The organism is Sphingorhabdus sp. (assembly GCF_044338195.1).
Taxonomy (GTDB): Bacteria; Pseudomonadota; Alphaproteobacteria; order Sphingomonadales; family Sphingomonadaceae; genus Sphingorhabdus_B.
The window spans coordinates 20,528-41,058 of sequence record NZ_JBIIMC010000005.1; the positions used below are offsets into that span (position 1 = coordinate 20,528).

18 protein-coding genes are annotated in these 20,531 nt (G+C 56.2%); 12 read left to right on the plus strand and 6 right to left on the minus strand.

The genetic code is table 11. The features are described from left to right. Positions 1-8: 8 nt before the first annotated feature. On the minus strand, positions 9-1,610 hold the full coding sequence (locus ACIQZK_RS02595; protein WP_397574780.1) for an isocitrate lyase: 1,602 nt from the start codon (positions 1,608-1,610) through the stop codon (positions 9-11). Positions 1,611-1,760: 150 nt separating this feature from the next. On the opposite strand from ACIQZK_RS02595, the gene ACIQZK_RS02600 reads away from it, so the two are divergent. Then, a complete protein-coding gene (locus tag ACIQZK_RS02600) occupies positions 1,761-3,176 on the plus strand; it encodes a short-chain fatty acyl-CoA regulator family protein (protein WP_397574781.1) in 1,416 nt (471 codons plus the stop codon). 262 nt (positions 3,177-3,438) lie between these two features. Then, the gene (locus ACIQZK_RS02605) at positions 3,439-4,605 is read left to right on the plus strand and encodes a sigma 54-interacting transcriptional regulator (RefSeq protein ID WP_397574782.1); all 1,167 of its coding nucleotides are present in this window, start codon (positions 3,439-3,441) and stop codon (positions 4,603-4,605) included. A 35-nt stretch (positions 4,606-4,640) separates the two neighbouring features. On the opposite strand, the gene ACIQZK_RS02610 is transcribed toward ACIQZK_RS02605, so the two are convergent. Then, positions 4,641-4,982 carry a GntR family transcriptional regulator gene (locus tag ACIQZK_RS02610; protein WP_395635821.1) on the minus strand — a complete coding sequence of 114 codons (342 nt, stop codon included), beginning with the start codon at positions 4,980-4,982 and terminating at the stop codon, positions 4,641-4,643. Positions 4,983-5,029: 47 nt separating this feature from the next. Continuing rightward, positions 5,030-5,629: a nitroreductase gene (locus ACIQZK_RS02615; RefSeq protein WP_397574783.1), complete on the minus strand. Its 600-nt coding sequence runs from the start codon at positions 5,627-5,629 to the stop codon at positions 5,030-5,032. 108 nt (positions 5,630-5,737) lie between these two features. On the opposite strand from ACIQZK_RS02615, the gene ACIQZK_RS02620 reads away from it, so the two are divergent. From ACIQZK_RS02620 to ACIQZK_RS02635, 4 genes are read left to right on the plus strand one after another with little or no spacing between them, the layout of a single operon-like run. After that, entirely contained in the window at positions 5,738-7,333 is a 1,596-nt protein-coding gene (locus ACIQZK_RS02620) for a peptide MFS transporter (protein ID WP_397574835.1), read from the plus strand. 4 nt (positions 7,334-7,337) lie between these two features. Then, entirely contained in the window at positions 7,338-8,735 is a 1,398-nt protein-coding gene (locus tag ACIQZK_RS02625) for an amidohydrolase (protein ID WP_397574784.1), read from the plus strand. Beyond that, a complete protein-coding gene (locus tag ACIQZK_RS02630) occupies positions 8,732-10,024 on the plus strand; it encodes an amidohydrolase family protein (protein WP_397574785.1) in 1,293 nt (430 codons plus the stop codon). The genes ACIQZK_RS02625 and ACIQZK_RS02630 overlap by 4 nt, the downstream gene beginning before the upstream one ends. A 50-nt stretch (positions 10,025-10,074) precedes the next feature. Then, positions 10,075-10,752 (plus strand): NnrU family protein, encoded by a 678-nt coding sequence (locus tag ACIQZK_RS02635; protein WP_397574786.1) that lies wholly within the window; start codon positions 10,075-10,077, stop codon positions 10,750-10,752. Here the strand turns inward: ACIQZK_RS02635 and ACIQZK_RS02640 are convergent. Continuing rightward, on the minus strand, positions 10,749-11,744 hold the full coding sequence (locus tag ACIQZK_RS02640; protein ID WP_397574787.1) for an aldo/keto reductase: 996 nt from the start codon (positions 11,742-11,744) through the stop codon (positions 10,749-10,751). The genes ACIQZK_RS02635 and ACIQZK_RS02640 overlap by 4 nt on opposite strands. Continuing rightward, positions 11,731-12,975: a dicarboxylate/amino acid:cation symporter gene (locus ACIQZK_RS02645; RefSeq protein ID WP_397574788.1), complete on the minus strand. Its 1,245-nt coding sequence runs from the start codon at positions 12,973-12,975 to the stop codon at positions 11,731-11,733. The genes ACIQZK_RS02640 and ACIQZK_RS02645 overlap by 14 nt, the downstream gene beginning before the upstream one ends. Before the next feature lie 96 nt (positions 12,976-13,071). Here ACIQZK_RS02645 and glmM point away from each other — a divergent pair, with 96 nt between their 5' ends. The 6 genes from glmM (at position 13,072) to ACIQZK_RS02675 (ending at position 19,057) form a co-directional block, all read left to right on the plus strand. Continuing rightward, positions 13,072-14,412 (plus strand): phosphoglucosamine mutase, encoded by a 1,341-nt coding sequence (glmM, locus tag ACIQZK_RS02650; protein WP_397574789.1) that lies wholly within the window; start codon positions 13,072-13,074, stop codon positions 14,410-14,412. Next, on the plus strand, positions 14,412-15,554 hold the full coding sequence (gene thiD / locus ACIQZK_RS02655; protein ID WP_397574790.1) for a bifunctional hydroxymethylpyrimidine kinase/phosphomethylpyrimidine kinase: 1,143 nt from the start codon (positions 14,412-14,414) through the stop codon (positions 15,552-15,554). Before glmM ends, thiD begins: the two co-directional genes overlap by 1 nt. Then, positions 15,551-16,132 carry a ribonuclease HII gene (locus ACIQZK_RS02660; RefSeq protein ID WP_397574791.1) on the plus strand — a complete coding sequence of 194 codons (582 nt, stop codon included), beginning with the start codon at positions 15,551-15,553 and terminating at the stop codon, positions 16,130-16,132. The genes thiD and ACIQZK_RS02660 overlap by 4 nt, the downstream gene beginning before the upstream one ends. A gap of 211 nt (positions 16,133-16,343) precedes the next feature. After that, entirely contained in the window at positions 16,344-17,474 is a 1,131-nt protein-coding gene (locus tag ACIQZK_RS02665; protein WP_333569431.1) for a DNA methyltransferase, read from the plus strand. After that, positions 17,471-18,562 (plus strand): dihydropteroate synthase, encoded by a 1,092-nt coding sequence (folP, locus tag ACIQZK_RS02670; RefSeq protein ID WP_397574792.1) that lies wholly within the window; start codon positions 17,471-17,473, stop codon positions 18,560-18,562. Before ACIQZK_RS02665 ends, folP begins: the two co-directional genes overlap by 4 nt. 75 nt (positions 18,563-18,637) lie before the next feature. After that, the gene (locus ACIQZK_RS02675) at positions 18,638-19,057 is read left to right on the plus strand and encodes a DUF2177 family protein (RefSeq protein WP_397574793.1); all 420 of its coding nucleotides are present in this window, start codon (positions 18,638-18,640) and stop codon (positions 19,055-19,057) included. On the opposite strand, the gene ACIQZK_RS02680 is transcribed toward ACIQZK_RS02675, so the two are convergent. Next, a complete protein-coding gene (locus ACIQZK_RS02680; RefSeq protein WP_397574794.1) occupies positions 19,054-20,472 on the minus strand; it encodes a sigma-54-dependent transcriptional regulator in 1,419 nt (472 codons plus the stop codon). The two genes, ACIQZK_RS02675 and ACIQZK_RS02680, sit on opposite strands and share 4 nt — an antisense overlap. Positions 20,473-20,531: the final 59 nt, after the last annotated feature.

The following is a 20,531-nucleotide window of genomic DNA, read 5'->3' on the forward strand; positions in this document are numbered from 1 at the left end:
CACCTTTCTTAGGCTGCGTTGCTGAACTGGTTCATGGTGTTATCTTTACCACCGGCCTTGAGCGCGGCTTCGCCAGCGAAATATTCCTTATGTTCGTCACCAATGTCGGAACCCGACATGTTCTGGTGCTTAACACAAGCGATACCTTGGCGGATTTCCTTGCGCTGGACGCCGGCGACATAGCCAAGCATGCCCATTTCGCCGAAATAATCCTTCGCCAGATTGTCCGTGCTCAATGCCGCGGTGTGATATGTTGGCAAGGTAATCAGGTGGTGGAATATGCCCGCACGCTTTGCAGAATCGCGTTGGAAATTCTGGATCCACATATCGGCCTGTGTGCCCAATTCTGTTTCATCATATGACGCACTCATCAGGTTTGCACGGTCGTAAGCCGACACGTCCTTACCTTCTGCAGCCCAGGCGTCGAACACCTGCTGACGGAAATTGAGCGTCCAGTTGAAGCTTGGCGAGTTATTATATGCCAATTTGGCGTTGGGAACGACTTCGCGGATACGGTCGACCATGCCGGCAATCTGTTCAATGTGTGGCTTTTCGGTTTCGATCCAGATCAGGTCGGCGCCATTCTGCAGCGATGTGATGCAATCCAACACGCACCGGTCTTCGCCTGTTCCTGAACGGAATTGGAAAAGGTTCGACGGCAAACGCTTTGGCTTCAAAAGCTTCCCATTGCGGTTCAGGATGACATCGCCATTCTGCGCTGTGCTTGGGTCGATTTCTTCGCAATCGAGGAAGCTGTTATACAGGTCGCCCAGATCGCCAGCTTCTTTCGATACAGCGATCTGCTTGGTCAGGCCTGCGCCCAAGGAGTCCGTACGAGCCACGATGATGCCATCAGGAACGCCCAGTTCGAGGAACGCGTAGCGGCAGGCCCGAATTTTTTGCAGAAAATCTTCGTGCGGGACAGTAACCTTGCCATCTTGGTGGCCACATTGTTTTTCGTCCGAAACCTGATTTTCGATCTGCAAGGCACATGCACCCGCTTCAATCATCTTTTTGGCCAGAAGATAGGTTGCCTCGGCATTACCAAAACCTGCGTCAATGTCCGCGATGATCGGCACGACGTGGGTTTCATGGTTTTCGATTTTGGCAAGCGCCTGCGCTTCCTTGGCCGCATCGTTAGCCGCACGTGCGTCATCAAGGTCTTTAAAGAGCAGGTTGAGCTCACGGCTGTCCGCCTGACGCAGGAATGTGTAAAGTTCGCCGATAAGGGCAGGGACGCTTGTCTTTTCATGCATCGATTGGTCGGGCAAAGGGCCAAACTCGCTGCGCAGCGCCGCGATCATCCAGCCAGACAGATAGAGATAGCGCTTTTTGGTGGTGCCGAAATGCTTCTTAATCGAAATCATCTTTTGTTGGGCAATGAACCCGTGCCAGCAGCCCAGCGACTGCGTGTATTGTGCGGGGTCAGCATCATAAGCCGCCATGTCTTCGCGCATAATTTTCGCGGTGTAGCGTGCAATGTCGAGGCCCGTCTGGAAACGGTTTTGCAATTGCATACGCGCCACGGACTCCGCGCTAATCGAGTCCCATGTGCCATTATTCGCGGCAATGTGCGTGCTGTTTTCAGCAATGAGCGACTGGTATGACATTTACAATTCCTTCGGTAACCTGATTTATGCGTGCAGTTTTGCGACACAAATGGCCAAAGGACGAGTCAATCTTGTAATATTTGTTGTGTTATGGTGCAGATAAGTTAAGATTTAATTGTAAATCTGTAATATAACGTACAAGGCGTCGCCATGAGTGAACAAAAGCTATTTGCCGGTCATGCCGTCCGCAGAATCCGTCGTGCAAACGGACTGACGCAAGGGGCAATGGCCGATGCGCTCACCATATCCGCGTCGTACCTCAACCTGATTGAGCGCAACCAACGTCCGCTCACGGCCACATTGTTGCTGAAGCTCGCGCAGTCCTATGATTTCGATCCACGCACACTGACTGGGACAACCCCCGGCGGCGGCGTTGAGGCCATTCGCCGCCGGTTGAGCGATCCCATGTTTGCCGATCTGTCTGTCGACCGAACACAGGTGGAAGAATGGATCGCCGCCAGCCCTGACGCAGCCGAAGCTTTTGCGCGCGCGTTTGACCGCTTGTCCGGCGGTTCGCATGGCGCCGCGGGCACGATGCAAGGCGGCGCAAGTATTGAACCTGAATCCATCGCATCGGCGCGGCGTGAGATTGAACGCTGGCGCAACCATTTTGCGGATTTGGACGCGCAAGCTGAAAACCTCGCGGATGAACTGCGCCTCACGAACGCGGACCTTTACGGCGCGATTACCGAACGGCTGCGCGTGAAGCATCAGCTGTCGATACGGATATTGCCGTTCGATGTGATGCCTGACCGGTTACGCCGGCTAGACCTACATGCCCGGCAATTGCAGCTTTCGGAGCTGTTGGACCCAGCAAGCCGCACATTCGCCGCCGCCTTGCAACTTGGCATGTTGGAGGCGAAAGCCGAGATTGAGGCGCTCGTTTCCGGAGCGTCCTTTGCCGAACGGGCCGGGGAGCGTCTCTACCGACGCCATTTGCACAGCTATTTCGCCGCAGCCGTCATGATGCCCTATGCACGTTTCCTGCGCGCTTGCGAGGCGACGGGCTATGATCTCATCTTGCTGCAACGCCGGTTTGGCGCTGGTTTTGAACAAGTCGCGCACCGCCTAACGACGTTGCAGCGGGTGGGGCACCGCGGACTGCCATTTTTCATGCTGCGGATCGATCGGGCCGGGCAGAGCAGTAAGCGTTATGCCGGGGCGAGCGCTTCACCTTTGGTGGAGACCGACCGTCGGTGCCCGTTGTGGCACGTGCACAATGTCTTTGCACGACCGGGCACGCTGATGCCGCATCTGGTTGAGCTGGAGGACAAAAGCCGCTGGTTCACCCTGTCGCGCACAGTCCACCCGCAAACCGCTGTGAGCGGCGGTGTGGAAGCTGAATTTGCCATTTGTTTGGGGATCGATGCGAAGCTCGCGGCACCCTTGGCCGCGGCGCGGGGCTGGGACCTACGCGATGCAGCAGCGACGCCGATCGGATTGGGCTGTCCTGCGTGCACGCGATCGGACTGCCCGCAACGCAGCGCGCCGCCAGCGGGCAGAGTGCTGGTATTCAATGAGCGCGAACGAGGGTTGTCGCCATTCATATTCGACCGGACGGTTTAATGGGTGTGTCAGCCCTTGCCGAAATCGCGCATGTTACATTTTGTGCAGGCGTCTCACGGGATGTGGCTGCAGACTGTAAAGTTAATCGACACTTTACCATTGCCCGTTAGCACATCCGACATGGACGCGGCGCAATGATACAGCTTTTTAGGCATTACATACCCTATGCGGTGCCGTTTCTGGCGCTGGATGATCTCCTGCGGATCAAAACAACGGGCGTGCATGACGTGATGACAGCGTGTCTCATCGGGAGGCAGCATAAATGACCGAACATCTGCAAAAGCTAATCATTGTGGAAGACGACCTTGGTCTTCAGAAGCATCTAAAATACTCATATGAAGATTTCGACGTTTTTTGCGCGTCCAGTCGTGAAGAAGCGCTCGCCTTGCTGCGCGAAGTAGAGCCTGACACCAAAATCATTGTCGTGTCGGGAGATGGCGCACATGAAAGCGCGCTGCGTGCCATTTCCGCATTGCAGCAACCCGATAACGACGGCGCGTTGTTGCTGGGAACCATACGCACTGGGTCACCGGAGATGGTGAAGGTTGCCCGCACCATCGAGCGGATCGCACCAGCTGATATTTCGGTGTTGCTGTTGGGGGCCAGCGGCACGGGAAAGGAATTGCTGGCGCGCGGTCTGCACAATGCCAGCGGTCGGCGCGATCAGCCATTCGTCGCCATCAACTGCGGTGCAATCCCTGAAAATTTGTTGGAATCCGAATTGTTCGGCCACGAAAAAGGCGCGTTTACCGGCGCTGTTAAAACGACCGAGGGCAAGATTGAACTGGCACATGGCGGAACGCTCTTCTTGGATGAAGTGGGCGACATCCCGTTAGCGCTGCAGGTAAAGCTGCTGCGTTTTCTGCAGGAACGCAATATTGAGCGCATTGGCGGCCGCAAAGCCATTCACGTGGATGTCCGCGTGGTCTGCGCCACCCATCGCAATCTCAGCAAGATGATTGCGGAACAAGCTTTTCGCGATGATTTGTTTTACCGATTGGCAGAAGTCACCGTCAATATTCCGCCGCTTGCCGCGCGCACCGGGGACGCAATTTTGTTGGCCAAGCATTTCGTCAGCAAATTTGCACGCGAGATGAATCCGACGGTTAAGGGCATGTCGACCGGCGCATTGGCGGCAATTGATGCATGGACCTGGCCGGGAAATGTCCGCGAACTTGAAAACCGCATCAAGCGCGCTGTTATCATGGCAGAAGGAGCGTTTGTCACGGCGGATGACCTTGACTTGGGCGACGGGAATGCGGAAGATCTGCAACTCAACTTGAAGGCAGTGCGCGAGGCCGCCGACCGCAAGGCGATTGGGCGGGCGATTGCGCGGACAGAGGGCAATATTTCCAGCGCAGCGAAGTTACTGGGGGTTAGCCGACCGACGCTGTACGATCTGATGAAGCAATATGATCTGCAATTGTGATGGGCACTGTATCAGCCAAAAGCTGCAGTAAAAAGTCAGCTAAGCGCCAGTAATTCGGCTGGATCGATACCGGCGCGCTGCATTTGGGCTTTTACGTCAGGCCAAATATTGTTCATGAAATTGTCGCGCTCGAAACTGCGCAGTTTTGAGATTGCGCCAGTTGCAACGAACAAACCGACGCCGCGCTTAACGTCCACGAGCCCGCTATCTTGAAATAGCTGATAGGCCTTAGCGACCGTCAATGGGTTCGCGCCTTGGTCTGCAGCAAATGCGCGGACAGACGGCAACATGTCGCCTTCCTTATACGCACCGTCCAAAATGGCGGCGGCAATCACATCGCGCAATTTCAAATATACGGGTTTTACGTCGTTTTTCATTACGTGCTTACTGCCATAATACAGTAGGGCGCGTCAAGGCGGCTATTTTACGGCCATTGGCGGATGATGTTCGACGGATCGGGGCGTGGCCGCTCTTCAAGAGGCAGGGCCGGGGATCCCATGAAGAACAGCCCAGCAATTTGTTCGTCGCCGACGCAAATCGCTTTGCGCACGCTGTCGTCGTACGTCGCCCACCCGGTTATCCAGCTTCCGACAAAACCATGTGCGTGGGCTGCGTGCAGCAAGTTCATGCCGACGGCACCGACGCTGAGTTGCTGTTCCCACAAAGGAATTTTTGCGCTTGGCTGGGGCGCATACACCAAAAGGACAAGCGTTGGGGCCATACGCGATGGAGATACCGCTGCGTCAATTTGTGCATCCCGCGCATCGGGATTGGCTGCGGTAAATGCGTGCGTGAGGAGTTCAGCAAAGGCGGTGCGGTCAGTGATCTCGACAAAACGCCACGGAAATAGCTTGCCATGGTCGGGGGTGCGCATAGCGGTCTGCAATATGCGATTAAGTGTGGCTTGGTCGGGGCCGGGCTCCACCATGTCGCGTGGTTTGCCAGACCGGCGGGTTTCGAGATAGCGGGTTACGGAGGTGAGGTCGTTGAACATTCCACTCTCTTCGACGAATTTTGACCGCATCCGCAATTAAATTCTTCACACGCGCAATTTTTCAGTTAGATGATGCATCAGAGAAACAGGCGGCGAAGACCGTCTAGTTAAAGATTATCGAGGGGATTGCACGTGGGTCTGAAAGACATTGCGCTTTGGCAGGAGCAGGATTGGATTACAGCGATCGCGGCTGCAGTTCTGGCTTTCTTCCTGCTCGGCGGGGCATATATCGCTACACGCAAGGAGCCTGAATTTGCTGGCCATCCGCGTGGCCTCTACGTTCTCTTTTTCGCAGAGATGTGGGAGCGTTTTTCCTATTACGGGATGCGCGCGCTGCTTATCCTTTACCTTACAAAGCACTGGCTCTTTTCCGACGGCCAATCGAACCTGATCTATGGGGCCTATACCAGCCTTGTGTACATCACACCGGTTCTCGGCGGGTGGCTTGCTGACCGCTATTTAGGCCAGCGTAAGGCAGTGGCATTCGGTGCAGTCCTGTTGACCTTTGGTCATGTCCTGATGGCATTTGAAGGTTTGGCGGGCGTTACGGACCCGTTGGTGAAACAGGCGGATCCCGCGATCAACATATTCTGGCTGGCGTTGGCCTTCATCATCGTCGGTTCGGGTTTCCTCAAGGCCAATATCTCGGTAATTGTCGGCCAGCTTTATCCGCGCACCGATGTGCGTCGTGACGGTGCCTATACTATATTTTATATGGGCATTAATGTGGGCGCCGCGATCGGTACCATCTTTGCCGGTTATCTTGGCGAAACCTATGGCTGGTCCTATGGTTTTGGCGCAGCTGGCCTCGGTATGCTGCTCGGCCTGATCGTGTTTGTGTTTGGCAAGCCTTTGCTCATGGGCCGTGGCGAAGCTCCGGCACCCATGACCAAGTCGACCGAATATGGCATTTATGGCGTCGGCCTTGCTGCTGTTGCCGGTATCTGGCTGCTGATCCAGTATCAGGGCTTTTATGGCTGGTTGCTGCTCGGCCTTGGTGTGCTGTTGCTCGGCTATGTTCTGCTACAATCGTTCAAGCTAGATGTGGAGGCGCGCCATCGCATTTACGCCATCCTCTTCCTGTTGGCGTTGCAGCCCCTGTTTTGGGCGTTGTTCGAACAGGCTGGTGGTAGCATGAACCTGTTCACTGACCGCTTTGTTGATCGTCAGGGCGTGCCGGCGTCGATCTTCCAGTCGATCAACCCGATCTATATCATTTTGCTAGGGCCTATCTTTGCCGGCCTTTGGGTGTGGCTCGGCCGACGCGGACTGGAGCCTTCGACCCCTGCAAAATTCGGGATCGCGCTGGCGCAGATTGGCTTTGCCAACCTCGTTCTCGTCTGGGGAGCGAACAGCGTTGGTTCCGATACGCTGGTGCCAGTGTTGTTCATCTTTGCCTTTTACCTGTTTGCCACGACTGCAGAGCTTTGCCTCTCACCAGTAGGGCTGTCGGCGATGAATCGGCTTGCGCCGGCCACCATGGCGTCGCTGATCATGGGGGCATGGTTCTTTGCGACTGCGGGCGGCAACTTCCTTGCTGGCATCATCGGTGCTGCAACGGGGGGGCATGATGGTGCAATGACCCGTGAGGGGCTGATCAACGTCTATGAACAGATCGGCTACATCACCATTGCCATCGGCGTGGTCGTGCTTCTGGTATCACCTCTGGTGAAACGCTTGATGCATCTCGACACGCTTAAGGACGAAGACACCGCAGAAGAAAAGGCAGCATAAGCATATGAAGAGCAATTTGCGCTGGTCAATCCTGGCCGCTCCGCTGGCGTTGGCCGCCTGTTCAAACGCGGAAGGCCCAAAGACGGCTTCTGTCGCACCTGTCGTAAAGCCGGTGGAAAAGGCACCTGCGCCGTTCCCGTCGACATATAAGGCATATCCCGGCGTTGCCACAGCCATCCGTAACGTCACCATTTATGATGGCGAAGGCGGCAAAATCGAAAATGGCGTGGTCTTCATTTCGGGCGGCAAGATTAGCAGCGTCGGTGGGCCGGACACCCTCATACCTTCGGGTACGACGGTCATTGATGGTGCAGGCAAGTTTGTGACGCCAGGCATTATCGATATCCACTCACATCTCGGTGATTATCCTACGCCATCGGTGGACGCGCATAGCGACGGTAATGAAGCAACATCGCCGACTACACCCGAAGTTTGGGCGGAACACAGCGTGTGGCCGCAGGATCCAGGCTTTAGCCGGGCACTCGCCAATGGCGGCGTCACCGCGCTTCAGGTTCTGCCCGGATCGGCTAACCTGATGGGTGGTCGCTCTGTTGTCTTAAAGAATGTCTATGCGCGCACAGTGCAGGGCATGAAGTTCCCGGGCGCGCCGTACGGCATGAAAATGGCTTGTGGTGAAAACCCGAAGCGCGTTTACGGCAGCAAGGGGCGCATGCCTTCCACCCGCATGGGCAACATCGCCGTGAACCGTCAGACATGGATTAAAGCGCAGGATTACAAGAAAAGGCGCGACAGCGGTAAGGAATATACCCGCGATCTCGGCCTTGAAACGCTTGCTGGAGTTTTGGATGGCGACATCTCGATCCAGAACCACTGCTACCGCGCCGACGAAATGGCACTCGTTCTCGATATGGCGAAGGAATTTGGCTACAAGGTATCGACATTCCACCATGCCGTTGAAAGCTACAAGATCGCTGACTTGTTGCGCGACAATGGCGTGTGTTCCGCCGTTTGGGCGGACTGGTGGGGCTTCAAGATGGAAGCCTATGACGCTATCCCTGAAAATGCCGCGATATTGCACAATACGGGTGCTTGTGTCGTCATTCACTCCGACGACGAGAACCAGATCCAGCGTCTGAACCAAGAAGCGGCAAAGGCGCAGGCCGATGGTCGCCGGATGGGCATTAATATCAGCGATGCTGAAGTCATCAAATGGCTGACATATAACCCAGCCAAGGCGCTTGGCATTTCGGACAAAACCGGCAGTTTGAAGCCCGGTAAGATGGCCGATCTGGTGCTGTGGAATGGCAATCCGCTCAGCGTATACACGCGTCCTGAAAAGGTCTGGATCGACGGCGCGTTGATGTTTGATGCAAGTAACCCCAAAATACGTCCGGTCAGCGACTTTGAGCTTGGCCAGCCCGGTGAAGGAGATGTGAAATGAGGCATTTCCTCTATGCTGCTGCCGCGCTTGCGGCTTTTGCGACACCCGTTTCCGCTGAAACCATAGCCATTACCGGCGGCCGCGTCGTGATTGGCGATGGTAGTGCACCTATTGAAGGCGGCACTGTGGTTGTCCGTGATGGCGTTGTCGTTGCTGCTGGTGCCGGTGTTTCGGTCCCGTCGGGCGCACGTCGCATAGACGCATCGGGCAAATGGGTAACACCAGGGGTTTTCGCGGGCTTCACCCGTTTGGGCCTCGCTGAAGTCGATGCCGTTAACGGCACGAACGACAAAAGCGGCGGTCGAAGCGGTTTCTCGGCCGCGATCGACGTTGCGCCTGCGATTGATCCGTTCCGGTCGCCATTTGCGGTTAACCGTTCCGCCGGCGTAACGCGTGCAGTCGTTGCGCCTGAAGGCGCTGCTTCCATTTTTGCAGGGCAGGGTGCCATTGCGGATCTGGGAGCGGACAGTAACCCGGTTACCAAGGCACGTGCATTTCAATTTGCCGAATTCGGTGAAGAGGGTGCGGCTGCCGCTGGCGGAAGCCGCGCCGGAACGCATCTGCATTTCCGCGCGATGTTGCGCGAAGCGCAGGATTACGCCGCTGGGCGTGGTACCTTTGATGATGATTTGCTAAAGGCAGAAGACGCCAAGGCGTTGCTATCCGTGCTGCGCGGCGAAACGCGTCTTTTGATTCATGTCGAAGGCGCAAATGACATGCTGCGGCTCATTGAGTTGAAACGCGACTTCCCATCGATCAAAATGGTATTTGTCGGCGTAAGTGAGGGCTGGCGGGTTGCACCGCAGCTGGCGCAAGCCCGTATTCCCGTTATCGCGTCGGCGTTGAACGACTTGCCGGCATCGTTTGAAATGCTGGGTGCAACGCAGAGCAATATCGGCCGCATGAAAGATGCCGGTGTGCAGGTGGCCATTGGCATGATCAATGACCGCGATTCGCATCAATTGCGGTACACGACGCAATATGCAGGCAACATCGTTAGCCTTGAGCGCGTACCCGGTGCGACTGGTCTGACATGGGATGAGGCATTTGCCGCCATTAGCTCGGTTCCCGCCGATATTATGGGTGTTGGTGACCGTTTGGGTAGCCTCAAGGCCGGTAAAGCCGCAGACGTCGTTGTTTGGGATGGCGATCCGCTTGAGCTGTCCTCCGCGCCGACGACAGTGATCATCGATGGCGTCGAACAGCCGCTCGACAACCGGCAAAACCGACTGCGTGACCGCTATGCAAGGCCAACAGAAGGCAATTTGCCAAAGGCATATGATCGTTGATGCAATGAACTGCTATTGAGTGTGGACATCCAACAGCGGGAGGTAATGTTGTGAGCGATTATCTGTTATTGGTTGCCGCCTCCATATTGTTTGTCGGAAGCCATTTCCTCATGTCGCATCCTTGGCGCGCGGATATGGTCAGGAGATTCGGTGCAAACGGGTTTCTGGGGATTTATTCGCTCGTCTCGTTTGCAACATTTGGCTGGATGCTTGTTGAATTTGGGCGTGTGCCAAAGGGTGACGCACTGTGGCCAGCAAGCGACGCGGTGTGGATAGTGGCAAGCGTGCTCACTTTGGTTGCCGCTGTCTTGTTTTCCGGATCGTTCATCCGCAACCCGTCATTGCCGGGTGTGCCCGACGCCATGGCTGGGCAAGCGCCCTTTGGTGTGTTTAAGGCGACCCGCCACCCGATGATGTGGGGCTTTGCGCTGTGGGGCATTGCGCATATTTTGGTGGCGCCGCGGATCGACAATTTCATTTTTGCCGGAAGCTTGGTTTTCCTCGCACTGGTGGGTTCCAAGGCGCAGGAAATCAAGAAACGCAAGCTTATGGGCGCCCAATGGGACGGGTGGCTGCGCAGGACGCATTTCGCCATCCAACCTGTTGCCTTGTTTCAGGTCGGGATCGGTCCGTGGCTAGCAGGCATATTCCTCTGGGCCGCCGCAACTTGGGCGCACCCATATTGGAATGTTGCTGGCGCTGGCCTGTTCCGGTGGTTCAGCTTTTAAAGCCGAACCATCCGCATACCGCGTTCGCCATAGCGCGGACCAGCAGTCCCGCCACGTGGAGCGGCTAAATCGAGCTTCGCAAGGTCGTCCGCATCCAGCGTAACATAAACGGCCCGTGCACTGTCCTCCATCGTCACGCGGCGCTTAAAGCCCGGGATCGGCACAATGTCGCTGCCTTGCGCCAATATCCAAGCCAGCGCGATTTGCGCGTGTGACGCATTGTGTTTGGCGGCAATTTGACCAACGACATCAACAATCGCGAGGTTGGCGGCAAAATTGTCGCCTTGGAAACGCGGATCCTGGTGTCGCCAGTCATTGTCAGGCAGTTCGTCAAGGCTACGGAACGAACCCGTCAGGAAACCGCGACCCAATGGCGAATAAGGCACAAAGCCTATGCCAAGTTCGCGGCATGTTGGCAGGATTTCGTCTTCGATATCGCGTTCCCACAGCGAATATTCGCTTTGCAGTGCGGAGATTGGCGCAACTGCTGCGGCACGGCGGAGCGTTTCTGGTCCCGCTTCGGACAGCCCGATATGCTTGATTTTGCCTTCGGTGATCAAATCCGCCATTGCACCGACGGTCTCTTCGATGGGAACAGCTGGGTCGACGCGGTGTTGGTAATAAAGATCCAGGCAGTCGATGCCCAGGCGCTTCAATGTGCCTTCAACAGCTGATTTTGCATTGGCTGGCGAGCCATCCACGCCAACGATATTTCCGCCATCGAATTTGAAACCGAATTTGCTTGCGATGATCAGTCCGTCACGTTTGCCTTTGATCGCTTCGCCGACCAGTTCTTCATTCTGGAATGGACCATAAATTTGGGCCGTGTCGAAAAAGGTGATGCCCATATCGATCGCGCGATGGATGGTTTTGATTGCCTCATCGGGATCAGCATCTTGACCATAAGTGATGTTGCCGCCTTTGATCATCGGCATACAACCGACGCCAATGGCGGAGACTTTCAGGCCGTGGCCAAGTTCACGATATTGCATGGGCGTTTTCCTTTTCGGGGGCTTCAATGGCGGTAGCGAGCGCAACGTCCATCTGCACATTGCCGGTTGTCCGGAAAATATCCGGCAGCGTTTCCACCGCGATTAACAAAGCGAGTGGCTCCACCGGAATTCCCAGCGCAATACATATCGGCGCGATTGAGGTCACAAAGCTGACTGTTCCGGGAAGGCTTACCGCGCCCATTGAGGTCAGTGCGGCGATAAAAATTGCAGCGCCATAATCGAACGCGTCAAGCTTTATGCCGAACCAGTTTGCAACATACAGCGCGACGGCAAGGTTCATTGCAGGGCCAGTGGCACGCAACAATGCCACCGCCATCGGCAACACAAGGCCTGCAGTGGACTCACGAACGCCCAACGCCTCTGACTTCTTCAACATCAAAGGAAGGCTGGCCAAGGATGATTGGGTGGATACGGCAAAGGCTTGAACCGGGGCAATCTGGCGGGCAAAATCGCGGAAGCGCACTTTGCCTGCAAAAACCGCAATGGGATAAGCAAAGGCGCCGACGATGATACCGACGATGGATACCGTGACAATATAATGCGCAACAGCGCCCAACGCGGCCAATCCGGATCGCGCGCCAACGACAAATGCCAACGCAAACACGCCGATAGGCGCGAGCTTTAGCACCCATTCGATGACGAGGATCATGGCGTCGGCAAGCGCGCTGAAAAATCCAGCCATGTGCGCCCGTGGCTCTTGCGCAAGGCGCGTCACGGCAAAGGCAAAGACGAGCGTGAAAATCAGAAGTGGCAAGATGGAGTCACTTGCTGCTGCTGAAATCGGATTGGTTGGCACCAACGCAACGACGAAATCACGCAAACTGGGTTGTTCGGCTACCGCTGGCGCGGTTGTCAGCGCCGACCGAAGCGCGTCCGCACTTTCTTGTGGCATGGGCCAAAGCGATAGCACCATTGGGGTCAACAGCGCGCCCAACGTAGCCGACATGAACATCATCACGACTATCCAGCTGATGGTGCGCGCGGCCATTGGTCCGGCCCGCGCGGCTTCCGCGCTTTTGACTATTCCAGTGATAACCAATGCGACCACCAACGGAACAACAGTCATGCGAAGGCCGTTGAGCCATAATGTTCCCACAATATCGAGGATCAGATCCAGCTTTTCGCCAGCGGAAGGTGATAGCGCGGTCACGAAAATGCCGAGGGCAAGGCCAATAACGAGGGCGATAAGAATACGGGTAGCGTTTGACATAGTATCGGGTCTTGCCAGCCCATCGCTCCCTATGCAAGGGAGAGCCTTAACAGCGTGGAAATTCACAACGTGAACCGCAGAACGGCAGGAAGCAAAATGGCGCGCAAATATTTCGGGACAGATGGTATCAGAGGGCGCACCAATACGGGCGCCATGACACCGGAAATGGCGATGAGGGTCGGCCAGGCTGCAGGCACGCATTTCCTGCGCGGCGGGCATAAACACCGGGTCGTCATCGGGAAAGATACGCGCCTTTCGGGCTATATGATCGAAAATGCGCTCGTGGCTGGATTTACCAGCGTGGGCATGGATGTCGTCCAGTTCGGCCCGATTCCGACCCCGGCCGTTGCGCTCCTGACGCGGTCCATGCGCGCAGACCTTGGCGTGATGATCTCTGCCAGCCATAATCCTTATGAAGACAACGGTATTAAGCTGTTTGGACCCGACGGATATAAATTATCTGATGCCGATGAACAGGCGATTGAGGCCTTGCTGGACGAAAAGCTGACGCTTGCTGACGCCCCGGATATTGGCCGCGCGCGCCGTATTGAGGACAGCCGCGGGCGTTACATCCATGCGGTGAAGGCGTCGGTGCCGGAACATATCCGTTTTGATGGACTACATGTCGTGCTCGATTGCGCAAATGGCGCGGCGTATCAGGTCGCACCTACGGCCATTTGGGAACTGGGTGCCAAGGTTACGTCAATCGGGGTTGAACCAAATGGTAAGAATATCAATGACAAGGTTGGGTCAACGCATGTTGCCACGCTTCAGGAAACCGTTGTTGCATCGGGCGCGGATATTGGAATTGCGCTTGACGGTGATGCCGACCGATTGATCGTTGTCGACGAACATGGCCAAGTGGTCGACGGCGACCAGATTATGGCTTTGCTTGGCTGTGCCATGCGCCGCGCAGGCAAACTTACGGGCGACGGTATTGTTGCGACCGTGATGTCCAACCTTGGCCTAGAGCGCTATTTGGAGAGCCAGCATTTAAAACTCATCCGTGCAAAGGTGGGTGACCGCTATGTCCTCGAAGAAATGCGCAAGCATGGTATCAACGTCGGCGGCGAGCAATCGGGGCATATGATCCTTTTGGATCATGCGACCACCGGGGACGGCACGATTGCTGCGCTTCAAGTATTGGCGCAGCTCGTCGAGAGCGGGAAGCCAGCCAGTGAAGTGTTGCACCTGTTCGATCCGGTGCCGCAGCTTTTGAAAAACGTTCGTTTCTCGGGCGGTAAGCCATTGGAGGATGTGCGCGTTCAGCAGGTTATCGCCGATGCTGAAGCCGAATTGGCCGGCACTGGCAGGCTTGTCATCCGCCCGTCGGGCACAGAACCCGTCATCCGCGTTATGGCGGAGGGCGATGATGCTGCACAGGTTGAGCGCATCGTTGACGGCATATGCGACGCTGTGAGGGTAGCTGCGGCCTGATGCCTCACAACGCACCCGCGCGCATTCTTATCATCGCTGGGTCCGACAGCGGCGGCGGCGCTGGTATTCAGGCGGATATTAAGACGGTCACCATGCTTGGCGGGCATGCGATGACCGCGATTACGGCCATCACCGCGCAGAACACGCTGGGTGTCGATGCGGTGCATATGGTGCCAACGCAGATGGTCATGGACCAGATCGCGGCCGTTGTGAGCGATATTGGCGTGGATGCCGTAAAAATCGGTATGATTGGAAATGCGGCCACGGCACATGCCGTTGCAGACAGTCTGTCGGAGCATTCTTGTCCCATCATATTCGACCCTGTCATGGTGGCGACCAGTGGCGCTGTGCTCGCTGATGCCGATACCATCTCCGCATTTGAGCGCCTTATGGGAATTGCGACGCTGACGACGCCCAATCTGCCCGAACTGCAGGCGCTCGGCGGAAAGGATAGCTTGCTGGGGCGGCGCATATCGTTGCTTATCAAAGGCGGGCATGCGGACGGCGACCAGATTGTGGATGAACTGCACGTCGCGCTAGGCCAAAGCGAAAGCTGGAGTGACGCGCGGATTGAAACGCGCAGTGCCCACGGAACGGGTTGCACCTTGGCCACGGCTATTGCGACGGGGTTGGGGCAGGGAATGGAACTGGTGCCAGCCATTGAACGCGCGCGCTTGTTCGTACGCTTGGCGCTGCTCGACGCGCCGGGCCTTGGTCAAGGTCACGGGCCCATGGCGCACCAAGCCGTGCGCGAAGATGCGATGGTTGCCGGGCCGTCGCTCAATCACGTCACCGTTGGATGCCGCAATTATGCCGCCTCTGTCGATTTTTACAAAGCGCTCGGTCTTCAACAGATCGTCGACAGCCCGGACAATGGCTACGCGCGGTTTGAAATGCCAAATGGCGTTACCTTTTCGGTCCACCAACATGATGACTGCGCGACATCGACTGTAGTCTATTTTGAAAGCAAGCGGTTGGATGCGTGGGTGACGGAACTCACCAGCCAAGGATATATTTTCGAACAAATGCCGCAGGACGAAAGCTGGGGTTGGCGCGAGGCGCGGTTGCTTGATCCCGCCGGGAATATGGTGTGCCTGTACCATGCGGGCGAGAACCGGAGATATCCGGCCTGGCGTATATGATTTTCGGCGTTGATGAGGCAGGGCGCGGGCCACTTGCGGGGCCAGTGGTGGCGGCCGCGGTATTGTTATGCAAACCGCGCCCGTCTGGATTGGATGACAGCAAGAAACTCAGCGCCGCGCGCCGTGCCGCGTTGGAAGAAACGATCAAACGCCGGTGCCAGTGGGCGGTAGGCATTGTGGATGTTGATGACATCGACCGGTTGAACATATTCGGTGCGACGATGTTGGCGATGACGCGCGCGGTTGAGGGCTTGTGCGCTAAAATTGGGAGCGATCCGACTGAGGTGCTTGTCGACGGCAATATGACGCCGTCGGGTCGTCGGCCCGAATGGCGGTGGAATGCGCGCGCCATTGTCGGCGGCGATGCCCTTGAGCCTTGCATTTCGGCGGCGTCCATCATCGCCAAAGAACATCGTGACCGGATGATGTGCGAAGCGGCGCAGCAGCATCAACATTATGGTTGGGAACGGAATAAGGGGTACGGAACGCCGGACCATTTGGCCGCCTTGCGTTTGCACGGACCAACGCCGCTGCACCGCAAAAGCTTCGCGCCCGTGTCACAAATGCTTTTGCTGTGAGTTTTTTGTGTCAGTGAGTCATTCGGGCAACACCACCACCGGTTGAGTCTCGTTGGAATCGCCAGACTCCATATGTTGTGCCGGACTCCTTTCGTTCCACCTAAATGGCCCCAGATCGTGCGACTCGGCATGAATCCTTATATTATGAACGTCCTTGACCTTGCTCTCGCGCTGACTCATCGCAGTTTCATTCAGTTTTGAGGAGTGAGCCGTGGGCGTCATCGAGAAAATCAGGCCAGCAGTAAAGTCGAAGCCGGTTGAGGTCCATGACCTGCCGCGGAACCAGATTTTGCGAATGGACTGCATCGAAGCCATGCGTTCGTTGCCCGATTGCTCCATCGATATGGTCTTCGCGGACCCGCCCTATAATCTTCAGCTCGGCGGGGATTTGCTGCGTCCCGACAACAGCAAGGTTGATGCCGTAAATGACGAGTGGGACAAGTTTGCCAGCTTTGCCATTTACGACAAGTTCACCCGCGAATGGCTTGCGGAGGCGCGGCGCATTTTGAAACCCGATGGTTCATTGTGGGTGATCGGCAGCTATCACAATATTTTCCGCGTCGGCACCGCTGTGCAAGACGCCGGATATTGGATTTTGAACGATATCGTCTGGCGCAAGTCCAACCCGATGCCGAATTTCAAAGGAACGCGTTTCACTAACGCGCATGAGACATTGATCTGGGCATCGAAAAGCGAGAAGTCGAAATACACATTCAACTATCGTGCCATGAAGACGCTGAACGATGAACTTCAGATGCGTTCAGACTGGTTGATCCCCATTTGTGGCGGACAAGAACGGTTGAAGCGCAATGGTACCAAGGCGCACCCAACGCAAAAGCCAGAGGCATTGCTGTACCGCATATTGCTTGCCTGCACGAAACCGGGCGACGTCGTGCTTGATCCGTTTTTTGGCACAGGGACAACAGGCGCCGTGGCGCGCCGTTTGGGCCGTGACTGGATTGGTTGCGAACGCGAATCTGTTTATTGTGAAGTCGCTGAAGAGCGCATCGCCGCGGCGCTGCCGTTGGACGAAAGCGCCATCAAAACCATGCAGTCACCAAAATCTGCACCAAAGGTCGCCTTTGGCCAATTGGTTGAGGCCGGCTATCTGAACCCCGGCACGAAAATCTTTGACCGTAAGCGTAATTTTGAAGCCGTTGTTCGTGCGGATGGTTCGATCCTGTGCGGTGCGGTTGATGGTTCCATCCACAAGGTTGGCTCGACCATTCAAAATGCACCAAGCTGCAATGGATGGACGTACTGGCATTATGCCGCGGCTGACGGCGCGTTGAAACCGATTGACGACCTACGGCAGACCTATTTGCTCGCAACGGAACCATGAACAAAATCTATCTTCGTCCCACCGGCTTTGTGGAAAGCCCGCAGCGGCACGAAGGTGAATGCTTGCGGCTCGCAGGCCATATGCTGTGGTTCTCGCAATTTGAAGTTATCCAGCGAACCGCATCGTCAACGCAGCGGCAGATGATATCCGTCAGCCAATGGGATAGTTTCGCTGCCGGACTTCCTGATGAGGAGCGCCAAAAGGCGGCGATATTATTCGAACGCATCACCGCCGCCCGGCCAGCATTGCACATGGGTGCGCGGACCATCAGGCTGGATCAGCCGCACGTGATGGGCATCATTAACGCCACGCCTGATAGCTTCTCCGACGGTGGGAAGAATGTTGACGTAGAAGTCGCCGCCGAGGCCGCCTTCGCGATGTCGATCGCGGGGGCTTCGATTATCGACATTGGCGGTGAATCCACACGTCCAGGCGCGCCACTGGTGTGGGAAGGCGATGAACTCGCCCGCGTGGAACCGCTCGTCCGCAGATTGTCGGGGGCAGGGACTGCTGTTTCTATCGACACGCGCAAAGCCTCAGTCATGGAGGGCGCGGTTCGCGCTGGCGCGGCGATGATCAACGACATTTCTGCATTATTGTATGACGATCGGGCGCTTGAAGTCGCGCGCGTCAGCGATGTTCCCGTTGTTCTGATGCACGCGCCTAGCCAGAGCAGTGATCCGCATAAAAACGGGCTCTATGACGATGTTGTTTTAGACGTTTTTGACTGGCTTGAACAACGCATCGCCGACGTCGAAGCATCGGGCATTAAGCGTGACAAAATACTCGTCGATCCAGGCATTGGCTTTGGCAAATCGCTGACCGAAAATCTCGCGATCATTAACAATCTGTCTGTCTACCACGGACTGGGCTGCGCGATATTGTTTGGCGCGAGCAGGAAGCGTTTGATCGGTGCGTTGTCCAATGAAGCGGACGCGCAGCACCGTTTGGGTGGGTCCATTTTTCTGGCCATGAAGGCGGTTGAACAAGGCGCGCATATCATTCGGGTGCATGACGCCGCTGAAACCGTGCAAGCCGTGCAGGTATGGCGCGGCATGCGCGATGCGGCGTTGACAGCGAGCGCCTAAGGTACCGTTATTTGGCTGTCTTGTTGACGCGGGTGCCTTCGCGCAAAAAGGACCAGATTTAGGGAGGAAACTGAGATGCTCTTGAAATATATAGTAGGTTACATCGCCACCGGGCTTGCGTTCGCGATGATCGACAGCATTTGGTTGCGCAATATGTATACGCGGCTTTACCAGCCAGAAATTGGTGAGCTGCTGATGAAGGGCGGGTTCCGCATGGGGCCGGCCATCATATTCTATTTATTATATATATTGGGCATGATGATCTTCGCCGTGGGGCCCGCGCTGCATTCGGGCAAATGGCAGACCGCGTTGCTGTGGGGCGCGATGCTCGGCTTCTTTTGCTATATGACCTATGATTTGACGAACTTTGCCACGTTGAAAGTGTGGAGCACCAAAGTCACCATACTCGATATCATCTGGGGTACATTTTTGACGGGGTCTGCTTCGCTTGTTGGATTTTGGGTTACGCAGGCTTTGCTTGGCAAAAGCGCCTAAGCAGCGTCGCTGATCCCAAGGTCGGCGAGCTTACGGTACAGGGTCGAGCGTCCAATGCCCAAGCGGCGGGCGACTTCGGTCATTCTGCCACGATAATGGCCTATAGCCAGCCGGATAACGTCCGCTTCGATTTCTTCGAGCGGACGCATATTGCCATCGTTTTCGTACAGCGTCACGCCGATGCCGTCATTGGCGCCAGCGCCGCCCGATCCCGGCACGCCAACGGCCGCCGATATATGGGGAAACTCATCGGGCGTAAGCGCGTCGCGCTCGCACAGGACCGCTGCGCGAAACAGCGCGCTCTGCAACTGTCGGACATTGCCCGGCCAGTCATATCCGCGCAGCATGGTCAATGCCTCATCGGTGATGCCAAGGCTGCGCAGTCCGGGTTGGTTGGCCATGCGACCGAGAAAATGACGGGCAAGCGCGGGTATGTCCGATGTCCGTTCGCGCAGGGGCGGAATAGTCAGCTGCACCACATTTAATCGATAATATAGGTCTTCGCGAAATTCACCATCGGCCAATTTGTTCGCCAATGACGCGTTGCTGGCGGACAAAATGCGGACATCAATGCGATAGCTATGTGCGGCCCCGAGAGGAGAAATTTCACCTTGGGTGAGCAAACGAACCAACCTGATCTGTGTTTCGGGTGGCAGCAAATCCACCTCATCCAGAAACACTGTCCCGCCTTCAGCTTGCTGAAATATACCGATGCGGCGGTCAAACGCGCCCGCGAACGCGTCTTTTTCATGCCCGAACAATAGGGAATCGAGTAGATTGGATGCAATCGCCCCGCAATTGACCTTTAGATAGGGCAGCTTTGCGCGGGGGCTGGCGGCTTGAATGGCGTCTGCCACCACTTCTTTGCCCACCCCATGTTCGCCTTCGATAAAGATCGGCGCACGGCTGCGTGCGGCTTTTGCCGCAATGGCCAGCGCTGTGCGAAATGCTGGCGCGGAACCGATGATTTCTTCGAACGCCAATGGCTGGGTAATTTTCTCGGTCAGCGGGTGAAGTTCGCCCAATTCTTTGCTTTTGTCCGCAGCTATGCTGAGCGCGGCAATCAGGCGTTCTGGGCCAACCGGCTTGATGATATAGTCAGAGGCACCGGCGCGCATTGCATCGATGGCCGCTTCGTTCGAGCCGATGGATGTCATCAAAAGGATCGGGAGTGCAGGGCGACGCGATTTAAGTTCGGAAATCAGCGAGGCAGAATCCGCCCCCGGGACCCATTGATCCAAGATGATAGCGTCCAACATCATGCCATCTTGCGTGCCAAGCATCGCGACCGCGGTTTCTGCATCACGTGCAAAAACCGTTCTCCATCCGGCGCGTGATGCGATAGCCGACACCAACCTGCATTGGGCAGGCTCATCATCGACAAGCATCAACAATCTGGTTTCTTGTTCCTGCATTCACTGTCCGCCAATGTTCATGGACAGCCGTGATAAGACAAATGGGTAAAGACCCGATT